Genomic DNA, 21,021 nt, shown 5'->3' on the forward strand with positions numbered 1-21,021 from the left:
GTGTGAGTTCCACACCCAGATGACACCAAATCTTTGTAGCCTTCGCATTAATAGCTCTTTGCCTTGGCTTCACTTCACCTTAGTTACGCTTTGCCTTACAAGATGTCGCTATTTAAAAAAGTCATAGATAGCGTGAGTCAATCTACTTAGCTGCTCTGAATTTATTATGTAGGGAGGCATAATGTATACCAATTTACCGAAGGGTCTTATCCAAACGCCTTGCTTCACAAAATGACGCTGTATTTCTGCCACGTTAACGGGCTGCACTGCTTCAACTACGCCAATTGCCCCCAGCACACGCACGTCCGCTACACTTGGTAGGTCTGCACATTTTGCTAATTCGCTCTGTAATTGTTTCTCAATAGCCGGTATCTGCTGCTGCCAATGGTTCTCATTGATAATTGACAGGCTTGCATTAGCCACAGCACAGGCAAGCGGATTGCCCATGTAGGTAGGCCCGTGCATGAACACCCCCGGCGAACCTTGGCAAACTCCCAATGCCACATCTTCAGTGCATATCGTTGCCGCCATGGTTAAATAGCCACCGGTTAAGGCTTTGCCTAAGCACATAATGTCTGGCGTAATGCCCGCGTGCTCACAGGCGAAGAGCTTCCCTGTGCGTCCAAAACCAGTTGCAATCTCATCACAAATAAGCAGTACATCATAGGTATCGCACAACTGACGACAGCGCTTTAAATATTCAGGATGGTACATGCGCATGCCGCCTGCTCCCTGAACAATAGGCTCTAATATCAGCGCCGCCATTTGGTGGTGATTCTTCTCAAACAATTCTTCTAAAACAAGAATGTCGTCTTCGCTAAAAGTCTGACCGTAACGAGTCTGAGGGGCGGGAGCGAAAAATTGCTTGCTCAACACGCTTTCAAACAAGCTATGCATGCCGTTAACCGGATCGCACACACTCATTGCTGCAAACGTATCACCGTGGTAGCCATTGCGAGGTGCAACAATTCGCGATTTCTCGGGTCGCCCTTGACATGCCCAATACTGAATGGCCATTTTAATTGCCACCTCAACAGACACCGAACCTGAATCAGCAAGAAAAACCCGTTCTAGCCCTGCAGGAACCATTTGTAGCAGGGTTCTACATACATCCACTGCTGGCTGGTGGGTAATGCCACCAAACATGACATGGGAAAAAGCATCTACCTGGTCGTGAGCGGCTTTATTTAGCACAGGATGATTGTAGCCATGTATTGCCGCCCACCAGCTCGACATGCCGTCGACAAGGACCTCACCAGTAGAGAGCGTCAGTTCAGCGCCATTAGCCCCAGTGACTTCGTAGCATGGTAGTGGATTAACGGCAGACGTATACGGGTGCCAAATATGCTGTTTATCAAATTCTATATTGTTCAAAATTTAACCGCTAGTAAATATTTTGGAATGGTCAGAGTTGACAACTTTGTAATGACGCATAGACTAAGCCAGCATTCTCATTTAGTAAAGAACAAGTAAAGGACAGTCCATGACACTGGCTTCAGCGCAAAATGCGCAAACGACAACAATTCGTAACGATTGGACAAAAGACGAAGTAACCGCTTTGTTTGAAATGCCATTTAACGATTTACTCTTTCAAGCACAGGTCGTGCATAGGCAGCATTTTAATCCCAATGAAGTTCAGGTGAGTACGCTATTGTCGATTAAAACCGGTGCATGCCCGGAAGATTGTAAATATTGTCCGCAAAGCGCGCGCTATGACACTGGGCTTGAAAAAGAGCGCCTTTTAGAAATCGAAAAAGTGATTGAGCGCGCTAAAGAAGCAAAGCAAGTGGGTTCTACACGCTTTTGCATGGGTGCCGCATGGCGTAACCCTCGGGACCGCGATATGCCTTACATTGTCAGCATGATTGAAGAGGTGAAAAAGCTGGGTCTTGAAACCTGTATGACCCTTGGCATGCTTACCCGAGACCAGGCCGTTGCGCTTAAACAAGCTGGGCTAGACTATTACAATCACAATCTTGATACGTCGCCAGAATATTACGGCGATATTATTACTACACGCACATATGAAGACCGCCTAAATACCCTAGAAAATGTCAGAGAAGCAGGCATGAACGTATGTTCTGGTGGCATTGTTGGTATGGGAGAAACAGCAGCAGACAGAGCAAGTATGCTTGTGCAGCTAGCCAACCTGCCTGAGCAGCCGCAAAGTGTTCCTATTAATATGTTAGTTAAAGTAAAAGGGACGCCTTTAGACAGCGTTGAAGATTTAGACTACTTCGAGTTTATTCGCACTATCGCTGTGGCGCGTATTATGATGCCTAAGTCTCACGTTCGTTTATCGGCAGGTAGAGAGGCAATGAATGAACAGATGCAAGCCATGTGCTTTATGGCAGGGGCTAACTCTATATTTTATGGTTGTAAGCTGTTGACTACGTCTAACCCAGATACTCACGAAGATGTGATGCTGTTTAAAAAGTTGGGCATCAACACAGAGAGAACCCGCGACTTTTCTGACGAAGCCCATCAACAAGTACTAGAGGAAGAAATTGCACAGCAAGCTGAGGGCGATGCTGACGCACTTTTTTACGATGCTAGTAAGCCAACAGCTGCTAAAGCCTCTTTGAAAAACGAATCGAATACAGCAGAGGTCTGATGTCCTTTTCTTGGTTAGACGATGCACTCACTCAGCGGGCACAGGCGGGCTTGCTGCGTCAACGCGTGTGTCAGCAGTACGAAAAAGACAACGTTATATGTATTAACGGCGACCACTATCTCAACTTTTCCAGCAACGATTATCTTGGTATGCGCCAGCATGAAGGGGTGCTGCAAAGCTGGGTAGAAGGGCTTGCCCAATTTGGTGGCGGTAGCGGTGCATCACCGCTTGTTACGGGTCATACACAGGCTCACCTCGCGCTAGAGGCCACCCTTGCTGACGGGCTAAATCGTGAAGCGGCATTGTTATTTAGCTCAGGCTTTGCCGCGAACCAAGCCGTGTGTACGGCGCTTTTTGGCCAAGGCTCCCCAAACGCGTCGGCAGTGCAGTCGTCGGCTATTTTTGCCGATAAACTCATGCACGCTTCCTTTCTTGAAGGGGCTATGTCGCTTAACAAGAACGTCTCGCTTCGCCGGTTTCGACACAATAATGTGGAGCACTTAGCATCTTTGCTGTCTGCTCGCGAGTCGTTACACACTGATGCGCTGATCGCCAGCGAGGGCGTGTTTAGTATGGATGGCGACCGAGCGCCTGTAAAAGAGATAGCTGCATTAGCTGAGCAACACCGCGCTTGGTTTATGCTCGATGACGCTCATGGCATGGGTGTTTATGGAGACAACGGGTTTGGTACAGTTGAGGAACTAAAGTTAAGTCAAAGCCAAGTACCTATTGTAATGGGAACCTTTGGCAAAGCCATTGGAACAGGCGGAGCATTTATTGCGGGTAGTCAAACACTGATTGATTATTTAGTTAATTTCTCAAAACACTATGTCTATTCAACGGCCATGCCGCCTGCGCAAGCAGTTGCCACCTTGTATTCGCTAACCCATATTGGCTCTGACACCTCTCGCCGTGAGAAGCTAGCGGTAAATATTGAATATTTCAGAGTGCGGTTTGTCCAAGAGTTTGGAGAAGGCCGCGTTGCCCATAACGCAGCGACCGTTGGCGACCTCTCTTTGGTTGGCTCTAAAAGCGCGATTCAGCCTGTTATTGTGGGTTGCCCTAAGCGAGCTGTCGCGCTTAGTGATGCGTTAAAAGAGCGAGGGATGTGGGTTAGCGCTATTCGTCAACCCACGGTGCCGAAAAATGAAGATAGACTGCGTATTACTCTTACCGCCACCCATACCGAACAAGATATCGATATGTTAGTCGACGCGCTCGCTTTGTCGAATGGGGCCATATCGTGAATGAATTTTGCGCTCAAGCAGCAAACGCATTGGTTCAGGAGGCAGGCGCAGTGGCTCAGGAGAAAGGCCTGGATAGGCCACCCCCACTACAGAGCGCTAGTAAAAGTCCAAATATAAGCGCAGGCATAAGCTCAGGCATAAGCGCAGGCATAAGTGAGAAAGCAGTCGCAGAGCGCTTTTCCAAGGCAGCCCCACGTTACGATAAGCTCGCGGCTATTCAATTCACCATTGCGCAGCAGGGGTTACACAACTTACCTGCCCAACTTGTAGGCAATGCCCTTGATATTGGATGCGGGACAGGCGTACACACCCAATCTCTCAACGCACGTGGCTTACATGCCGTTGGTGTTGATATTGCACAAGGGATGCTGTCGTTAGCGGGTACTAACTACCCTCATCTCACTTTTAAACTGGGTAGTGCTCAAGCGCTACCTATAGCGAGTAACAGCATTGATGTTGTCTATTCATCTATGGCATTGCAGTGGGCCAATTGCTTGAATAGCGTCGCTGAGGAAGTGCATCGGGTACTCAAACGTGATGCCATCGCAGAGTTGGCCATTATGGTATCAGGTTCCTTTGAAGAGCTGACCAATGCGCGCAAATTAGCTCAGCTTCCTACGGCAATGACTTCATTGCCCACTGCCGATGCTTGGAATCGCGCATTTCGCGGTGCAGGTCTAGCCGTAAAGCGAGTTATTAGTTGTAACTATGTAGATACCCATAGCGACATTATGTCTTTATTGCGCTCGGTGAAAGGCGTAGGGGCAGGAGAGACAGGCAAGCAACAAAAAGTGCTTAGTCGTCAGGATATTAAAAAATTGAGTATGGCGTATCACAATATTCATAGCGAAGCGGGGCGTCTTCCGCTTACCTATCGCGTATGTCATTTTAGATTGGAAAAAAATGCATGAAACAATACTTCATCACCGGCACAGACACCGAAGTCGGCAAAACCTACGTGACATGCCAGCTTCTTAAAGCAGCGTCACAATTAGGGCACACAGCGATTGGTTATAAGCCAATAAGCGCTGGATGCGACCTTGTTAATGGTGAATGGGTAAACGAAGATGCCGCCTCTATCCAGAAATCTAGCAGCATTGATTTACCTATTAGCGAAATAAACCCCATTGCGCTTAAACCGCCCATCGCTCCGCATATAGCGGCCGCTGAGGCGGGCGTGTTACTAAGCGATGAAAAAATAATAAAGGGGCTGGGAAGCCTGCAAGCCTACAAGCCAGATTTGTTATTGATGGAAGGTGCCGGTGGTTGGCGCTTGCCGCTGAATGTGGGCGATGAGACTAAGCTAAACAGGTTTTTATCTGATGTGGTGGCATCCATTGGTATGGACGTAATTTTAGTGGTGGGTATGCGCTTGGGGTGCTTAAATCATGCCTTGCTTACTGCCCAAGCAATTAGAGGTGACGGGCTTAACATTGCCGGCTGGATAGCCAACGATATTACTGGCAATATGACCCGCTATGGCGATAATTTAGCGTCGTTAAAAGCAATGCTGCCAGAGCCGTTGTTAGCCGAAATCCCCTTCGGCCAACAGCCAAGCGACGACAGATTAGCCCTCGCGATTGAGCAACTCTGTTAAATCTGCACCGGGGGCAATAGGTGATTTTTCATTGCCTAAAAATATATAGCCCTCTTTTTCTCCAACTAACGCAAGCTTATCGTCAGTCAGCGTTAGTGCCGTTCCCTCGCGAATAGCTACTATGGGGGTGGTGGGGTTTAGCGCTGTAAACTCGAAAAGCCGTTGATCACGAGTTTCACCGTTAAAGCCCTCAGGCTGATAATCGGTGTAGTGCGGATTTAATTGGAAGGGAACAATGCTCAGTGCTTCAAAGCTAGGCGGCTCTATAATGGGCATGTCGTTGGTGGTTCTAATTGATTGACCGCAAATGTTAGAGCCTGCACTCCAGCCAATATAGGGAGTTGCGTCTGCGATGGCATGCTTGATGGGAACCACTAATGCACTGGCATACAAGGTTGAGAGTAGATGGAAGGTATTGCCTCCACCAACCACAATGCTTTGGCCGTTTTCTTTGGCATGATTAATAGCAGATACTGGGTCTTCTACCGTATGCAATCCAGTGACATTGCACTCTGGCAGTGCCTCTGCGACTTTGTTTACGTATTCGTCGTAGGTGCCAGTGACGGCAGCGTAAGGAACGAATAGGAGGTCGCGAATATTTCCTAAGTGTGCAAGAATATGAGGCCTTGCATGTTCAAGGTATGCCTCGTCACCTTGACGAGAGCTACTAAGCATTAGTGCATGTGCGGTCATACAAACTCCACAAAATCATAGATTTAGATTTACGCTGGCTAACGTAAGAATAATTGCAGCAAGAATACGCTAAATTGGCGATAAAGTTTAGTGCGGCGAACTTTATGTTGCAGTGGTGTTCGTATCGATAGTCTTACGTAGGTTAAAGGAACGTAAATGAAGCAATCCACATCGGTTTTATTTGTCTGTCTAGGGAATATTTGTCGTTCTCCTACAGCAGAGGCAGTTTTCAAACATAAAGCGGCAGAAGCGGGATTAGATCTCTTCATCGATTCTGCAGGCACTCATGGCTATCATATCGGCAACCCACCAGATAAGCGCTCTCAGGCGGCGGGTGTAGAGCGAGGCTACAGTTTTAAAGGGCTGAAGTGTCGTCGAGTTCACGAAAGTGACTTTGAAAAATTTGATTATATATTGGCGATGGATGAGAGCAACCTAGGCAACTTACATGGTATGTGCCCTGCTCAATATCACGAAAAAGTCAGCCTGTTTCTCGACTTTTGCGATGAAGATGAAAAAGAAGTGCCTGACCCGTATTACGGGGGGAAACGAGGATTTGAGTTAGTGCTCGACCTCATTGAGTCGGCCTCTGATGGCTTAATCACACATATAAAAAACGCCTCCAGTAGCGCGGTGTAATAACTAGGCCAGCACACGTTGATAAATCCTAAAGCAACGGTTACTGCAGTTGCATCATTATTTGTTGTTGCGCTGGTGAGTGTACTCGCTGTCGTGGCGTTTTCAGATTCACCGAACGCGCTTAAGCTGCATATTTTATATCAACTGCAGCTGCCTCTTGTGCTGACTGCCACCCTGGTGGGAGCTGCGTTATCGGTGAGTGGAGCGACCTTGCAGGTCGTGCTAAGAAATCCACTGGCCGATCCAGGTATTGTCGGTATTACAAGTGGCGCCAGCCTTGTGGCGGCTTTGCTGCTGCTCATAACGCCACACTGGGCCCAAGCATATCTTCACTATCTACTACCATTAGGGTGTTTTATCGGGGCACTAGCAACCACCTTCACTATTTACAAACTCGCCAGGAAGCTACTCGGGTCGTCTACTGCGGTTATCTTATCAGGTATCGCTATTTCCACCTTGAGCGGAGCAATTATCGCCTGGCTCTATTTATTCAGCGATGCCAATTCACTTAGAAACCTTACCTTCTGGCTAATGGGAAGCTTATACCAAACCAGCTGGCCAATACTGCTGGTGGGTGGCCCACTCATTATTACAGCGCTGTGGTACCAGTTCGCTAGTGCAGGCAGCTACAACAGGCTATATGCAGGTGATGCAGCGGCAACAAGCAGTGGTGTAGATGTGCATCAGCTCACAGAGCGAAGTTTAGTCGCCTGCGCCATAGCCGTTGGGGCTGCCGTGTCGATGGCGGGCTCTATTGCCTTTGTAGGCTTGTTGATTCCGCACATTCTTCGTTTACTGATTGGACACAATAATAAGTTTCTTTTGCCACTGTGCGCTTTAGCCGGGGCAACTCTGCTGCTGCTTGTTGCACTGTGTTCAGAGCTTACAAGAGCGATCACTCTGCCGGTGTCGATGATCACCGCTACACTTGGCGGGCCGCTGCTTATCTGGGCGTTGTTAAAAGGTCAACTTCGATGAGTACGGTGCTTCATTTAAACAATATTAGTCTCACCAACCGCTTACAAGTTGATTCACTGCATGCTGTAAAAGGGGAGTGCATACACCTTCTTGGCCCAAACGGTGCGGGAAAAAGTTCGTTGATGGCCGTTATTGCCGGTCTTATTGCGCCAGAGCAAGGGGAAGTCGTGCTGTGCGATAAAGCACTAGGCACCTGGTCACTTGCTGAGTTAGCATCACTTAGAACCATGCTATCGCAACAGTTGGAGTCTAACTTTGCCTTACGTGTGGGTGAGTATTTATCGTTTTATGCTCACAGTCATCGCGATAATCTTCTTATTCCAGCTATGCTGGAACGTGCGCTTGAAGTAGAGTTATTTCTCGATAAGCCACTTACCCACCTCTCAGGAGGGGAGCGACAGCGAGTAGAGATTTGTCGGGCACTGATACAAATTTGGCCTCAGCTGGAAATCGGTGATGGCATTGCCATTCTCGATGAACCTCTGCAAGGGCTAGATATTCGACATCAATACGCAGTCGCTTCACTTATCCAAGCCCTGTGCGTTAAAGGCAACACCATTATTATGAGCTCTCACGATATTGCATTAAGTGCTAACTACAGCACTTCTCTATGGCTTATGAATAAGGGGCGTATTGTGGCTAGCGGTGCGCCGCATTCTGTGGCGACTCAACACAATTTAGAGCGCGTATTTGAGTGTCATTTTCTAATAAGCAAGAAGAAAAACTTTCTAGAAATTCAAGTTTGTGCGCCTATCACCCTCCCATAAGTATGTTAAAATATTCAGAGATTATTTTTTAGCGTCCGTAAGCATGCTCGCATATGCATAGCTTTACGATGACGTATTTTCAGGAGAGTACCGGTGAGTGAATGGAAAGTAGATAGCTGGAGGCAGAAACCTATTCTGCAGCAACCAGAATATGAAGACAGTGCCTTGTTAAGCAATGTTGAACAGACCCTAAGTACTTATCCTCCATTAGTATTTGCTGCTGAGGCCAGAGAGCTTCGTCGTCAGCTTGGCGAAGTAAGCCTAGGAAAAGGGTTTTTGTTGCAGGGCGGAGATTGCGCAGAGTCGTTTGATGAATTTAACGCACCTAAAATTCGCGATACGTTTAAAGTGCTTTTACAGATGGCGATAGTGCTTACGTTTGCGGGGCGTTGCCCAGTAACCAAAGTTGCTCGCATGGCTGGCCAATATGCTAAGCCTCGCTCTTCTAATTTTGAAACGCGAAATGGCATTACACTGCCAAGCTACCGCGGCGACATCATCAACAATTTTGAGTTTACTGAAGCGGCGCGTCGTCCAGACCCAAACCGTTTGCTAGAGGCATATCATCGCAGTTCTTCTACGTTGAATTTATTACGCGCCTTCGCGCAAGGTGGGCTAGCAGACCTTCACGAAGTGAATCGCTGGAATATGGCGTTTGTGGAAAATAGTCCGCTAAAAGAACGTTATTCTGATATGGCCACGCGCATCCAAGATTCGTTGGAGTTTATGGATGTTATTGGTATTAATGCTAACTCGAGTTCTACGCTGCACGAGACCTCGCTGTTTACGTCTCACGAAGCACTGTTGTTAAACTACGAGCAAGCGCTAACTCGCACTGACACGCTAACTGGAAAGCCTTACGACTGCTCGGCGCACATGGTATGGATAGGTGAAAGAACGCGCCAGCTCGACCATGCGCATATTGAATTTTTCCGCGGCATTCACAATCCCATAGGGGTAAAAGTGGGGCCAAGTATGGAAGAAGACGAACTCATTCGTCTCATCGATACATTAAACCCGCTGAACGATCCTGGTCGTTTAACATTGATAACGCGAATGGGTGCTGACAATCTTGCCGATAACCTTCCGCGCTTACTGCGCAGAGTGAAAAATGAAGGTCGTCATGTTGTATGGAGTTCAGACCCTATGCACGGCAATACGTTCTCTGCGTCTTCTGGCTACAAGACTCGTAATTTCGACGCCATATTGCGCGAAATTAAGCAGTTTTTCCAAGCGCATGAAGCAGAAGGGACTCATGCCGGTGGTATTCATTTAGAAATGACGGGACAGCACGTAACTGAGTGTACGGGCGGCGCGTACGAAATAAGTGACGAAGACTTAGCCCAAGCGTATAAAACCCAATGCGACCCTCGCTTAAATGCGGATCAGGTATTAGAAATGGCGTTTTTAGTGGCTGATCATTTGCGCAACGCTTAAGCCTCGACGTTTAAGCCTCATCATTTAAATCAAGGCTTATAAAGCCAAAGCTTATAAGGTTTGATTTTGGCATAGAAGCTATGCCGCAAATCAAAAAAGGCGCTCATATTTACATTCAAATGTAATGCGAGCGCCTTTTGTTGTGTCACCTTGATGTAAAACCACTGCACCTGCGGCAACACGCCGCAATTACGAACATTTTAAGTCTCGCTGAGTGAGTAACCATCTATGCAGTCTGGTATAAGCGATATGCTATTCACTTGTCAGCACATGCTGGCGTTCTTCCTCGCTTAACACACCCGTGAATATGGTTTCTCTTCTCAGGTTTGCCGTGCGCTCGTCATCAGCAAGTAATAAAGACTTAAATAGCTCAGGGTTATTGACGGTTTCTAAAATACTGCTCCACAGCATATAGCTGCCGTAACGCATGAGCCTGTTGTTGTAGCGCTGCTCTAAGGTTTCGCGCACGCTATCAAGCAAGTCAGGGTTATTGAGTACCTTTGTTGCCATGGCCTCATGTATTTTTAAAATGCGGGCGTTGACTTCACCTCGCCTTTGCTTACGGGGTCTTACGGACATAGTCTTTGGATGTAAGCCTTATATAAACGCTGTGTGTAAATGCCTTAGTCATCATAAAGAAGAGGTTCGACAACAGATTCTAGGCCATTCAATTTAATTTCATACATCAGTGCAAGTTGCTCTCCCAATTTACCGCTAGGAAACCCTTGCTTGTGAAACCAAACCAGGTACGTTTCGGGAAGATGAAACAATCGTCTTCCCGCGTATTTACCGAATGGCATAGTTTGGTTTATTGCTTCTTTAATGCTTTCTGGGTCCATATGTTAATTTCAAATCCAGTTGTTAAGACTCGAGTTTGTTACGCTGTTGAGTTTGCCACAATGAGGCATATTCGCCGTCTTTTGCGAGCAAGTTATCGTGTGTGCCTTGCTCCACAATGGCTCCCTCGTTAACCACTAATATCTCATCGGCATCAACAATAGTGGATAATCGATGGGCAATAACAAGGCTGGTATGGCCTTTAGCGGCATCGCGCAAGGCTGATAGAATAGCCTTTTCAGAAGCACTGTCTAAAGAGCTTGTCGCTTCATCGAAAATCATAATAGACGCACCTTTAAGCAAGGCTCTAGCAATGGCCACACGCTGTTTTTCGCCACCAGAGAGTTTTAAGCCTCTCTCGCCAACGGTTGTCTCGAGTCCCTCTGGCAACTTCTCGATAAAGGCTTCAAGGTGGGCAAGTCTAATAACCTGGCTAATTTCGTCATCAGTGGCTTTGGGGTTGCCGTAACGAATATTCTCTTTTAGCGACGTATTAAAAAGCACAGTGTCTTGGGGCACTATGCCAATATGAGCGCGAAGACTATCTTGTGAAAGCTGCTTTATGTCTTTGCCGTCTATGAATATCTGACCTTCATTCGGCTCATAAAAGCGAAACAGTAATTTCATAATAGTCGACTTACCGGCACCACTTGCACCAACCACTGCAATCTTTTTACCGGCAGGAACAGTAAAGGTGATGCCGCTGAGTATTTTGCGTTTTTCGCCGTAAGAAAAATGCACGTCTTTGAAGCTGACTGTAGGGTTGGTTGTCTTTAATGTCTCTGCATTCTCAGCATCTTTAATTTTAGGTACTTGCGCCAGTAAATTAAACAGCTTGTCAATGTTTGCTAGGCTGCCCCGAATCTCTCTATACACAAAGCCAAGGAAGTTAAGGGGCATAAAAATTTGCATGGTGAACGCGTTAATCAGGACAAAATCACCAATGGTCATTTCCTCGTTTAACACGCCTAGCGCCGCATTGGCCATCATCGCGGTCATGGCAATGGCGATAATACTCGCTTGCCCAGCATTAAGGGTAAAAAGGGATAGTCTATTTCGTCGACGGGCTACTTCCCATGCCGCTAAATCTTCATCGTAGCGATTGGCCTCGAAACGCTCATTATTAAAATATTTCACGGTTTCAAAGTTCAGAAGGCTATCTACCGCCCGCGAGTTTGTGGTGGAGTCGGCTTCGTTCATTTGTTTCACAAACTGGGTTCGCCAATCGGTAGCTTTCATGGAAAAGCCCACGTAAATCACAACACTAATAACGATAATCAGGGCAAAAGAGATACCGAATTGAATCAGAAGAAGGCCTACGACAAGGCTTATTTCTAACAGCGTTGGTACTATGTTAAACACCATAAAACGCATTAAGAAACTAATGCCGTTAGTACCCCTCTCTATATCTCTAGACAGGCCACCTGTTCTGCGATTTAAATGAAAACCCAAATCTAAATTATGAAGGTGTTTAAATACCTTGAGGCCCACGCGTCTCATCGCGCGTTCAGTGACTCTACCAAATAAGGTATCGCGCACTTCCCCCAGCAGTACATTGAGCAGCCTAAGTACCCCGTAGGCCACAATTAAGCTGATGGGAACGGCCATGGCAAGGGTGGCAAGATTGCCATTGAGACTGTCTACAGTGTACTTCAATACGTAAGGAAGGCCGATGCTGGCAAGCTTTGCAGCCACTAAGCATAGAATAGCCAGTCCGACGCGTTGTTTAAATTCAAAAAGATAGGGAACGAGCTGTGACAACACTTGCCATTTTACGGGCTCATCATCATTAATAGGTAAGCGATTTTTTCTCATTTTATACTGCAGTAACGTCCAAATTTGCTTCTATGTAAGCCAATAACATCAAAACACATGTTACAAAGGCGCTTTAGTGACTTAATAATACGTAGCTTAACAGTACGAGATGAAATGATTCTAAGATTATGTCGGTCTCATTTAATGTAAAGAAAAGCGCTTCACTATTTATATACGCTGTTGGTAGTGTAAAGTAACGACAGTGTAGAGTATATAAGAAGCCAATTGGCGAATAAGATATAGCAAAACACGTAGGTGTAATTTTTTTCATCGTTGTATCTTACCAGAATAGGTTGTTGGTAAAGATGCAATAAAAGCAGTAGGAGTTAGTTTGCTAGAAGATAGTTTCGGAAGACAGTTTCATTATTTACGTTTATCGGTAACCGAAGCATGTAACTTCCGTTGTCAGTATTGCTTGCCCGATGGCTATGATGGCCCTTCGAGCGATCAGTTTATGTCACTATCTGAAATTGACACTTTATTGCAAGCTTTCGCTAGCTTGGGCACTTCAAAGGTACGTCTCACTGGCGGAGAGCCCACCTTAAGGCGCGACTTTATTGATATTCTCCAACTCACCGCCAATACGCCAGGCATAGAAAGAGTCGCGATGACAACCCATGGCGCGCGAATGGAAAAATACGCATCTCAGTGGAAACAAGCGGGCCTTGATCAGGTTAACGTAAGCATAGACAGCCTCGACCCCAGGCAGTTTGCTGCTATTACTGGGCAAGACAAACTGAAGTCGGTACTTAGAGGGTTAGATGCCGCAGTCGACTCAGAATTAGAGGTAAAAGTAAATTCAGTATTATTGAATGATTTTTCAGACAGTCGGCTACAGCGTTTCTTATCATGGCTAAAAAATATGCCAGTTACCCTTCGCTTTATTGAGCTAATGGAAACAGGGGATCTTTCCCAGTTTTTCATCAAACAGCACCAAAGTGGCTCACCCTTGAAAACAACCCTTGAAAATATGGGCTGGCAGCCAATTGTTCCGAGAAGAGATGCAGGCCCAGCACAAGAGTTTTATCACCCAGACTACGCGGGCAAAATAGGGCTTATCATGCCTTACAGCAAGGATTTTTGTAAAACGTGCAACAGACTGCGTGTATCTGCTCCTGGTAAGCTTCACCTTTGTTTATTCAGTGAAAATGGTATTGATATGCGCGACCTACTGGCTAAAGGAGATGTGCAGGAAGTAGTGACATTTCTGAAACATGCTTTAGGAACAAAACATGCAACTCATTATTTGCATGATGGGAAAACCGGTGCCACTAAACACTTAGCTATGTTGGGTGGATAGATTTATTCAGTGAGTTTTTGTTCGAATGGTGCGTGATAATTGAGATGGATCAACCTAGCGCGGTTAAAAAGAAAACCATCCTCATGGTGCATAAAAATCTATTTGGATAATGAGAAAAATAAGATATATTCAAAAAAATAATAAGAGAAAAGGATGTATATGCAAATCAGGGATAGTGCACGTCTTTCCTATCACTACATAACCGAAGCAGATGCTGATTTTCTGTGGGAATTAGACCAAGATGAATTGGTTATGAAGTTTATCAACGGTGGTAAAAAATCTTCTAAAGATGACATTCAAAATATCTTTGTTCCTCGATTTCAAGCGTATTCTAACCCTGCTTTCGGCTGGGGATTGTGGCGCGTAGAAAGGCAAGACAACAAGGAAAGCATCGGCTGGATTTTAGTAAGGCCTTTCGGTTTCTTCACTAACGCGCCTGAAAGCGACAATATAGAATTAGGCTGGCGTTTTAAACGAAGAAGCTGGGGTAAGGGGTACGCCACAGAAGCGGCAAATGCCATAAAGGAAAATTTATATGACCTCGGTATCGATAAGTTTTCTGCCATCGCTAATCCAGACAATACTGCGTCAATCAATATTATGAAAAAGCTAGGTATGTCTTATAGCCACGAACTTGAGTACAAAGACAGCGTCTTTCAAGAACTGGTAGTGGTATATACCACCTAGTAAAGATCAATACGCCCTATTGCTGCTCGTTACAACGGCTCATATACATTCGTACTGTATATACAAATAGGAAATGCACCTTTGGTCGCATAGAAAGCGGGAGCAAAATAGATTATTGTTCTAGAAATAGAAATTCAGCTCGCGTGCCAAATACAGAGAGCGTACATTTGCGAAAAATGACGACCCATCAAGCTTTTCTCTTGCAGGCTTTCACAGTAATATTCTCGTTTTTTCTTTGTGTGTCCAAGGGGCACTCATCAGGCTCGGATAAGCTAATCAATGAATACACCGTCGACCAACTTACAGCCAGTGACGGTTTCGTATCCTCCGAAATTTACTCCATCATTCAAGACCAGCAGGGCTTTTTGTGGTTTGGTACAGCCGAAAATGGCGTTATGCGCTATGACGGCAATAAAGTCAGACTGTTTGAGTCAAACAAAAGGGTAACACAAGGCCTATCACACAATGATGCCGGTAATCTTATGCTCGATAAGGATGGCAATATCTGGGTAGGTACCTGGGGAGGAGGAGCAAATAAATACGACCCGGCAACAGGAACTTTTCAACGATTTAGCAATGACCCTAACAATGTAACGTCGCTTTCTTCAAATCGCATTCAGTCTCTGTTTCATGACAGCAGCGGCACTATCTGGCTTGGAACGTATAACAGAGGGCTCAATAAATATCTTGGTAATAATGCGTTTCAGCGGATTATGAAGAAGGAGGGAAAGAGCACCGGCTTATCGCACAATCGTATTTGGGACATCATCGATAACGATGAAGAATCCCTTTGGGTAGCAACAAGCTATGGCTTGAATTTACTTAATAAAACCACGCTCACTGCCACACACTATTTCCCTGATCAAAACAATAAAACTGCCACAGGCGCCAACGAAATTCGAAGTTTGCTACTGACAAGCTCTGGACAATTTTATGTTGCTACTCAGGAAGGCCCTTTTCTGTTTTCACCCCAAACAGGTCGCTTTACTGCGCAGCTTACAAAAGATGGGAGGTCGTTGGGGCAGGTAAACTCGATGATTGAAGATCATCAAGGCGGTGTGTGGTTTGTTTCAACCAATGGATTGTATCGCCATACGGGTAGTAAAAATATGGTAGAAAAAATGGATTTTGGCTATGACAACGGCCTGAGAATAATTTTTGAAGATAAAACTCACACAAAATGGATAACTAGCGAAGTGCACGGCATTTTTAAGCTGTCGCTCCGTCGAAACGTGAAACTGATCAACAGCGAGTCGTTAGTTGCGCCAAACGGTATTGAGCTTGATGAAAATGGCGATGTGCTCATAGTAAATGCAAATACCGAAATTTTTAAGTGGCAGGTGAACGAACAGCAGCTCGAGCCGGTGTCAGAGTCAGTGTTCGCTGGCTTTGATGATTATGCACAAAGCGGCGTGCTTGAGCGGCCCATTATTGTGCCTGTTACAGCCCCTATTGAAGCACCTAACGCAGCCCCTATTGAAGGCTTTGAAGGTGCTAATACGCTTTGGGTAGCTCAAGATGACTACTTGGCAAAGTTCAACAGAATCACTGGCGAGATACAGCGAATTGAATACCCAAAAGACGACAGCGAATTTCGTCATTTTCGCGAGTTTAGAGCCCTTGAGGTAGACGATGAGGGAAACCTATGGGTAGGCACTTATAAAAACGGTGTTTATATTTATAGCGTTCGAGACAAAACATTTAAGCACTTAACCCAACAAGACGGTCTTCCTCACCCTGAAATTCACACTATCTTTAAAGAGCGCAATGGCAACATGTGGGTGGGAACTGGCAAAGGTGTTAGTCGATGGCAGAAAGGCGGCAAGCATTTCGACGCATTCAGCACCGCCAAGGAAGACGAAACTCTGCTTGGCAGTATTGTGGAAGATATTCATCAAAGCGCCAATGGCGATATATGGGTTGCAACCCAAAAGGGATTAAATCGTTACCTGCCCGACACGCAAAGCTTTAGGCAGTTTAGTGAGCAAGAGGGGCTGCCCGCAACACTCATTCGCGCCATCGCAAACGGGGAAGATGGCAAACTTTGGCTTACCACTAATAAGGGCATCTTTTTATACGACCCTTATGAGCAAAGCGCCAGTAACTATACTCGCAGCACAACCCCTACAGGGAAAAATTACTACGCCAACAGTTTAGTTAATTCTGCTCAAGGTACCTTGTTTACTAGCAGTCAACGGGGTATCGAGTATTTTTCTGATGAAGAAGAACAGCAGCAGTTACTCGATGCGGCCATTGTCTTAACCGGGTTTAATATTATGGGTGAGAAGGCAGATACGAATACCCCGCTTTCCTATCTCACTGACGTTTATCTGTCATACGAAGATTATTTTTTCTCTTTTGAATTTGCACTACTTGATTACTCATCACAAACAAAACCTCATTTTGCTTATGAGCTTGAAGGCTACGATGAGCAATGGATAGATATTGGCAGCTATAATAATGTGTCATTCACTAATTTAAATGGGGGCGACTATACGCTGAGAGTAAAGGCCTTAAAGCCAAACGGTCAGTGGAGTGAAGAACAGCTCGCGGTTAATTTACATGTAGAGAAAGTGCCATGGAAAACATGGTGGGCCTATGCGTTTTATTGCTTGCTATTACTGGGCTTGGTGTTGTTAGTTATTTATTTACGTACTAAGTTGCACCAAAGCGAAATTATTAAGCAGAAGCGTTTTGTGCAGGCGTTAGAGCAACAGGTTTCTGAGAAAACTGCTTCGCTGGAGGGGCAAGCACACCAACTTAAAGCGGCATTAAAAGAAGCAGAAGAGGCAACGAAGCTTAAATCTGAATTCCTTGCCAATATGAGCCATGAAATCAGAACGCCAATTAACGGTGTAATAGGCATGCTGGGTCTACTTAAAAACAGCGGTCTAAATACGCAGCAGGCACACCGGGTGAATATTGCGAATTCAAGTGCTAAGTCTTTGCTGGTTCTGATTAACGATATTTTAGACTTTTCTAAGATTGAAGCTGACAAGCTTGAAATCGAATCGGTGGACTTTGATTTGCGCGGTTTAATTGAAGAACTTGCTTATTCAATAGCCCACACTGCGCAAGAAAAGGGACTAGAATTGGTTGTCGATCTGGCCCGGGTGACCACCTCAAAAATTAATTCAGACCCAAACCGTATAAAACAAATTCTCACTAACTTATTAAGTAATGCGGTTAAGTTTACGGAGCAAGGTGAATTAAGCATTGTGGCAGAGCTACTTCCTGCAAAAGAGGAAGGGAAGTTAGTCATGCGCTGTGCAATAAGCGATACGGGTATTGGCATAGAGAAACGCAAGTTAGCAAGTCTTTTTGATGCATTTACCCAGGTTGATGCGTCTACCACACGTCGTTATGGTGGAACTGGACTTGGGTTAACGATCACTAAAAAGTTGTGTGAATTATTAGGTGGTGACATTACGGTAACCAGTGAGCTAGGTAAGGGAAGTTGTTTTGTAGTGACTTGTGAAGTAAATAAAGTAAACGACGCTCAACCTATATCTATATCGCCGCTCATAACAAGAACTGATCTTCACTGCCTTGTTGTAGACAATAACAGGGCCAATAGAAAAGCGCTTGAAAGACAATTTACGGTGTGGGGTATCACTACATCAGTGGCCAATTCAGCTAGAAGTGCTCTTGAACAATGCGAAAATACGGTTAATAGTGTAAAGCCAATTACTACAATATTTATTGATAAAGAGATACCTGATATGCCTTTCGATACGTTCTGCACTGCACTGCGAGATGATGAGCGTTTTCGTGATATTCGCGTTGTAAAAATGACCTCCCTAAAAGATATCAGTAGCGCAGAACAAAATCATGCGTTAGGCGTTTTTGCTAGCTTCCCCAAGCCTTTATCGACTAATGACTTTAAGAGCGTGTTAGAAGATAGCTCATCAACTGATGACTCTCATAACCCTAGTAAGGAAGGCACTCAAGTTACTATGAAAAGTGCGCTTTCTGTTGAAGTAGACGGTGTTGAAAAGGGCACTTTTAAAACAGGTGCTTTTGAGACTGATACTTTTGACACTGATATGTTTGAAAAGAAGCAAGAGCCGTTGCTGTCTTTCTTGAGTGTCACTCGGGTTTTATTGGTTGAAGATAATACGATAAATCAGATGGTTGCTACCAGCGTGATGGAAAGCGAAGGTTTTCAGGTAGACGTGGCCAGTAATGGTAAAGAGGCCCTTGAGCTTTTACAACAGTGTGGCGAAGATAGCGTGTATTCCCTTGTCGTCATGGACTGTCAAATGCCGGAAATGGACGGGTTTGAAGCGACTCGACAGATAAGAAGAGGCGTTGGAGGCAGTCAATATCGAGAGGTTCCTATCATTGCAATGACTGCAAATGCGATGAAAAGCGATAAAGAAATGTGCCTACAAGCCGGAATGGATGACTTCCTGGCGAAACCTATCGAGCATACCGTTGTCATTTCTACGTTGAGAAAATGGCTTAAAAAACCTAACTAAATGCTAGATGGTGTCTTGCACAGACTTGAGACTGTCGAGTCATTATTCTGCTTTGCTACTTTGTTAACGAGCTACCTTTTTACGGAGCTAATATTCATTTAAGCTTTGAATTCTGTACACAAGGCTACGTGAAGGGAGTAAGCGATACTGCTAATTACTTTCCGTTATTCGTTAAGATGCTTTTAACAGTTTCGTATCGCGATAACTGCTCTTTAGAAAGCGGTGCAGATTCCAACGTTTCCCGACAAGACTTGATGGCCTGCCGTGTGTCAGCCGGTAACGCTTCACGAGACTTTCTAGCGCGTACAATGGCTTGCAAGTAGTTCAAAGCAATGGAAGGGTTCTTAGGCATGACTCTGAATGCTTGAGAAAATGTAGAGTAAGACTGCTCAAGATTACCTCTTTTATACTCAGCCACAGCAGAGTTATTCAGTGCTTTAGGACTTAACGAAATAGCCGTTTTCTCTTCCTGCTCTTGTGCAATGTAGCGACTCATCAAGTCATCGCTTCCTTCATGTTTTTTCAAACGATGGGCGAGGGCTTCAAATATCTTTAGTGATTCATCTTTAAGCCCCACTTCATGTAGTGCTTTTGCTCTATCTAAAAGGGCTTCTGTAGAGTGATGCTGTGCTTGGTCTATATGAAAGTCTGATAAGAGCGATTGCGCTTTGGCCACATCATCTTTTAAATAATGTAACCGTGCATCTAAAACATATAACTCGTCTTTAAGTGAGGCTTTAGGGTGCGCCTGTTTTAGCTGCTGCAAATAGCTTGTAGACTGTTTTACAATTCTATTCATATCTTCAGGTGCAGAAGTCATTGCAAAGTCGACACCGGCCCTAGCGGCGTTAAGGTAAATTTCTGGTGTGTCATGTATAGAGTCACGGGCATAGCGCACAAGCTGTTTGGCACTGGAAAATTGGTTTTCATAGTTGTGCGTTATACGGGCTAAATTGACGGCCTGCTGGTGGCGAGACACTTTTCTTGGCGAAATATGGCAAGCGAGATTGGTGCATTCTAGGGCGTCATCAAAGGCATCGAACTGAATTTTTAATTTCGCGAGTAAATCGTAAGCCGCCAGTTCAGAGTCGGGACGCATTGCCAGTTGTAAAATTTCTCTTTCGGCGTCATCAAATTCTTTAAGTGCTAAAAGGCAGTTGGCAATACCTAACTTTGCCCAGCTAAAGTCTTGAACGTTTATGATTGCGTCGTAAAACGCTAATGCATCACTAAATCGCTCGTTGAGAATTAATAAGTCGCCCTTAATCTTCATTGCCAGCGGAAAATGTTCAGCGTGTTCCGGCTGAAGAAGAAACTGCTCTACTTCATAAAGGGCTTTCTCGTGGTCGGCCTTGTCCATACAGCGATACACGTTCTTTAAAGCTGCTTTCCTGGAGAGAACCCGAGAAAGTCGTCTATCCAACTCATTGACTGAAAAAGGCTTCGCTATGAACTCATCAGGCTGTAGTTCGATAATGGCGTGAACAACTTCTGCGGAGGTATCTGCACTCGTAAAGATAAAAGCGTTAGTTAATGATAATGCGTTTTGAGATTGTAATTGCTCGAGGAGATAATACCCACCTTGATCAGAACGTAGGTTGTATGAGCAAATAATTGCATCGTATTCGTGCTCTTGTAACGATGCAATTGCGGTGGAAGGACGGTCTACATAGTCCATATTACTAAACCCAAGTTGCTCAAGGGCATAGTGTAAATGGCTTTTGGCCAACACTTGGTCTTCAGCAATAAGTAATTTAGTATCTTTGGCTAAGTTATATTTCATATTCCTGCCGCATAATTAATTTTAAAACACCTATTAAGAAGCGTTTTACGATAAGCGTTAAAAGACAGTGGGCAACAAAAATGATTTCCCTATTGCTTCACTATAGCTTTTTATCGGCATAGATGCTTGAAAATTGACCTTTGTGA

Annotated in this window: 17 protein-coding genes; 11 read left to right on the forward strand and 6 right to left on the reverse strand. The window is 45.2% G+C overall.

Annotated elements, in window-relative coordinates:
- Positions 1–108 precede the first annotated feature (108 nt).
- The gene (gene bioA, locus V7R39_RS03490) at positions 109–1,374 is read right to left on the reverse strand and encodes an adenosylmethionine--8-amino-7-oxononanoate transaminase (RefSeq protein ID WP_334028242.1); all 1,266 of its coding nucleotides are present in this window, start codon (positions 1,372–1,374) and stop codon (positions 109–111) included.
- A gap of 109 nt (positions 1,375–1,483) precedes the next feature.
- Between bioA and bioB the strand changes: the two genes are divergently transcribed.
- The 4 genes from bioB to bioD are packed head-to-tail and all read left to right on the forward strand — an operon-like array spanning position 1,484 to position 5,458.
- Positions 1,484–2,614, forward strand: a complete 1,131-nt coding sequence (bioB, locus tag V7R39_RS03495; protein WP_334028244.1) for a biotin synthase BioB — start codon at positions 1,484–1,486, stop codon at positions 2,612–2,614.
- Positions 2,614–3,861, forward strand: a complete 1,248-nt coding sequence (locus V7R39_RS03500) for an aminotransferase class I/II-fold pyridoxal phosphate-dependent enzyme (protein WP_334028246.1) — start codon at positions 2,614–2,616, stop codon at positions 3,859–3,861. The genes bioB and V7R39_RS03500 overlap by 1 nt, the downstream gene beginning before the upstream one ends.
- The gene (locus V7R39_RS03505; protein WP_334028248.1) at positions 3,858–4,772 is read left to right on the forward strand and encodes a methyltransferase domain-containing protein; all 915 of its coding nucleotides are present in this window, start codon (positions 3,858–3,860) and stop codon (positions 4,770–4,772) included. Before V7R39_RS03500 ends, V7R39_RS03505 begins: the two co-directional genes overlap by 4 nt.
- The gene (bioD, locus tag V7R39_RS03510; protein ID WP_334028250.1) at positions 4,769–5,458 is read left to right on the forward strand and encodes a dethiobiotin synthase; all 690 of its coding nucleotides are present in this window, start codon (positions 4,769–4,771) and stop codon (positions 5,456–5,458) included. The genes V7R39_RS03505 and bioD overlap by 4 nt, the downstream gene beginning before the upstream one ends.
- On the opposite strand, the gene pepE is transcribed toward bioD, so the two are convergent.
- A complete protein-coding gene (gene pepE / locus V7R39_RS03515; RefSeq protein WP_334028252.1) occupies positions 5,429–6,151 on the reverse strand; it encodes a dipeptidase PepE in 723 nt (240 codons plus the stop codon). The genes bioD and pepE overlap by 30 nt on opposite strands.
- 156 nt (positions 6,152–6,307) lie before the next feature.
- Between pepE and V7R39_RS03520 the strand changes: the two genes are divergently transcribed.
- The 4 genes from V7R39_RS03520 to V7R39_RS03535 all read left to right on the forward strand — a co-directional run bounded on the left by V7R39_RS03520 (position 6,308) and on the right by V7R39_RS03535 (position 9,972).
- Entirely contained in the window at positions 6,308–6,790 is a 483-nt protein-coding gene (locus V7R39_RS03520; protein ID WP_287010030.1) for a low molecular weight protein-tyrosine-phosphatase, read from the forward strand.
- Positions 6,791–6,811: 21 nt separating this feature from the next.
- On the forward strand, positions 6,812–7,768 hold the full coding sequence (locus tag V7R39_RS03525) for a FecCD family ABC transporter permease (protein WP_334029106.1): 957 nt from the start codon (positions 6,812–6,814) through the stop codon (positions 7,766–7,768).
- Entirely contained in the window at positions 7,765–8,535 is a 771-nt protein-coding gene (locus tag V7R39_RS03530) for an ABC transporter ATP-binding protein (protein WP_334028255.1), read from the forward strand. The genes V7R39_RS03525 and V7R39_RS03530 overlap by 4 nt, the downstream gene beginning before the upstream one ends.
- Positions 8,536–8,628: 93 nt before the next feature.
- Positions 8,629–9,972 (forward strand): class II 3-deoxy-7-phosphoheptulonate synthase, encoded by a 1,344-nt coding sequence (locus tag V7R39_RS03535; protein WP_334028257.1) that lies wholly within the window; start codon positions 8,629–8,631, stop codon positions 9,970–9,972.
- A gap of 252 nt (positions 9,973–10,224) precedes the next feature.
- On the opposite strand, the gene V7R39_RS03540 is transcribed toward V7R39_RS03535, so the two are convergent.
- From V7R39_RS03540 to V7R39_RS03550, 3 genes are read right to left on the reverse strand one after another with little or no spacing between them, the layout of a single operon-like run.
- Positions 10,225–10,551, reverse strand: coding sequence for a hypothetical protein (locus tag V7R39_RS03540; protein ID WP_334028260.1), 327 nt, complete (start codon positions 10,549–10,551; stop codon positions 10,225–10,227).
- Between the two features lie 44 nt (positions 10,552–10,595).
- A complete protein-coding gene (locus V7R39_RS03545) occupies positions 10,596–10,811 on the reverse strand; it encodes a DUF3820 family protein (RefSeq protein WP_334028262.1) in 216 nt (71 codons plus the stop codon).
- Positions 10,812–10,833: 22 nt separating this feature from the next.
- Entirely contained in the window at positions 10,834–12,624 is a 1,791-nt protein-coding gene (locus V7R39_RS03550; protein WP_334028265.1) for an ABCB family ABC transporter ATP-binding protein/permease, read from the reverse strand.
- 331 nt (positions 12,625–12,955) lie between these two features.
- Here V7R39_RS03550 and moaA point away from each other — a divergent pair, with 331 nt between their 5' ends.
- The 3 genes from moaA (at position 12,956) to V7R39_RS03565 (ending at position 19,092) form a co-directional block, all read left to right on the forward strand.
- Complete coding sequence (moaA, locus tag V7R39_RS03555; RefSeq protein ID WP_334028266.1) at positions 12,956–13,924, forward strand: GTP 3',8-cyclase MoaA; 969 nt, start codon at positions 12,956–12,958, stop codon at positions 13,922–13,924.
- Between the two features lie 159 nt (positions 13,925–14,083).
- Positions 14,084–14,611 carry a GNAT family N-acetyltransferase gene (locus tag V7R39_RS03560; protein WP_334028270.1) on the forward strand — a complete coding sequence of 176 codons (528 nt, stop codon included), beginning with the start codon at positions 14,084–14,086 and terminating at the stop codon, positions 14,609–14,611.
- 275 nt (positions 14,612–14,886) lie between these two features.
- A complete protein-coding gene (locus V7R39_RS03565) occupies positions 14,887–19,092 on the forward strand; it encodes a two-component regulator propeller domain-containing protein (RefSeq protein ID WP_438823512.1) in 4,206 nt (1,401 codons plus the stop codon).
- 154 nt (positions 19,093–19,246) lie between these two features.
- On the opposite strand, the gene V7R39_RS03570 is transcribed toward V7R39_RS03565, so the two are convergent.
- On the reverse strand, positions 19,247–20,875 hold the full coding sequence (locus tag V7R39_RS03570) for a response regulator (protein ID WP_334028271.1): 1,629 nt from the start codon (positions 20,873–20,875) through the stop codon (positions 19,247–19,249).
- Positions 20,876–21,021: the final 146 nt, after the last annotated feature.

This window comes from Alteromonas sp. P256 (assembly GCF_036864455.1).
Classification (GTDB): domain Bacteria; phylum Pseudomonadota; class Gammaproteobacteria; order Enterobacterales; family Alteromonadaceae; genus Alteromonas.

Bases quoted from the DNA above. Each gene is read 5' to 3' on its own strand.
- bioB (WP_334028244.1), top strand. From the start codon at position 1,484: ATGACACTGGCTTCAGCGCAAAATGCGCAAACGACAACAATTCGTAAC.
- V7R39_RS03500 (WP_334028246.1), top strand. From the start codon at position 2,614: ATGTCCTTTTCTTGGTTAGACGATGCACTCACTCAGCGGGCACAGGCG.
- bioD (WP_334028250.1), top strand. From the start codon at position 4,769: ATGAAACAATACTTCATCACCGGCACAGACACCGAAGTCGGCAAAACC.
- pepE (WP_334028252.1), bottom strand. From the start codon at position 6,151: ATGACCGCACATGCACTAATGCTTAGTAGCTCTCGTCAAGGTGACGAG.
- V7R39_RS03520 (WP_287010030.1), top strand. From the start codon at position 6,308: ATGAAGCAATCCACATCGGTTTTATTTGTCTGTCTAGGGAATATTTGT.
- V7R39_RS03530 (WP_334028255.1), top strand. From the start codon at position 7,765: ATGAGTACGGTGCTTCATTTAAACAATATTAGTCTCACCAACCGCTTA.
- V7R39_RS03540 (WP_334028260.1), bottom strand. From the start codon at position 10,551: ATGTCCGTAAGACCCCGTAAGCAAAGGCGAGGTGAAGTCAACGCCCGC.
- V7R39_RS03545 (WP_334028262.1), bottom strand. From the start codon at position 10,811: ATGGACCCAGAAAGCATTAAAGAAGCAATAAACCAAACTATGCCATTC.
- V7R39_RS03550 (WP_334028265.1), bottom strand. From the start codon at position 12,624: ATGAGAAAAAATCGCTTACCTATTAATGATGATGAGCCCGTAAAATGG.
- V7R39_RS03560 (WP_334028270.1), top strand. From the start codon at position 14,084: ATGCAAATCAGGGATAGTGCACGTCTTTCCTATCACTACATAACCGAA.
- V7R39_RS03570 (WP_334028271.1), bottom strand. From the start codon at position 20,875: ATGAAATATAACTTAGCCAAAGATACTAAATTACTTATTGCTGAAGAC.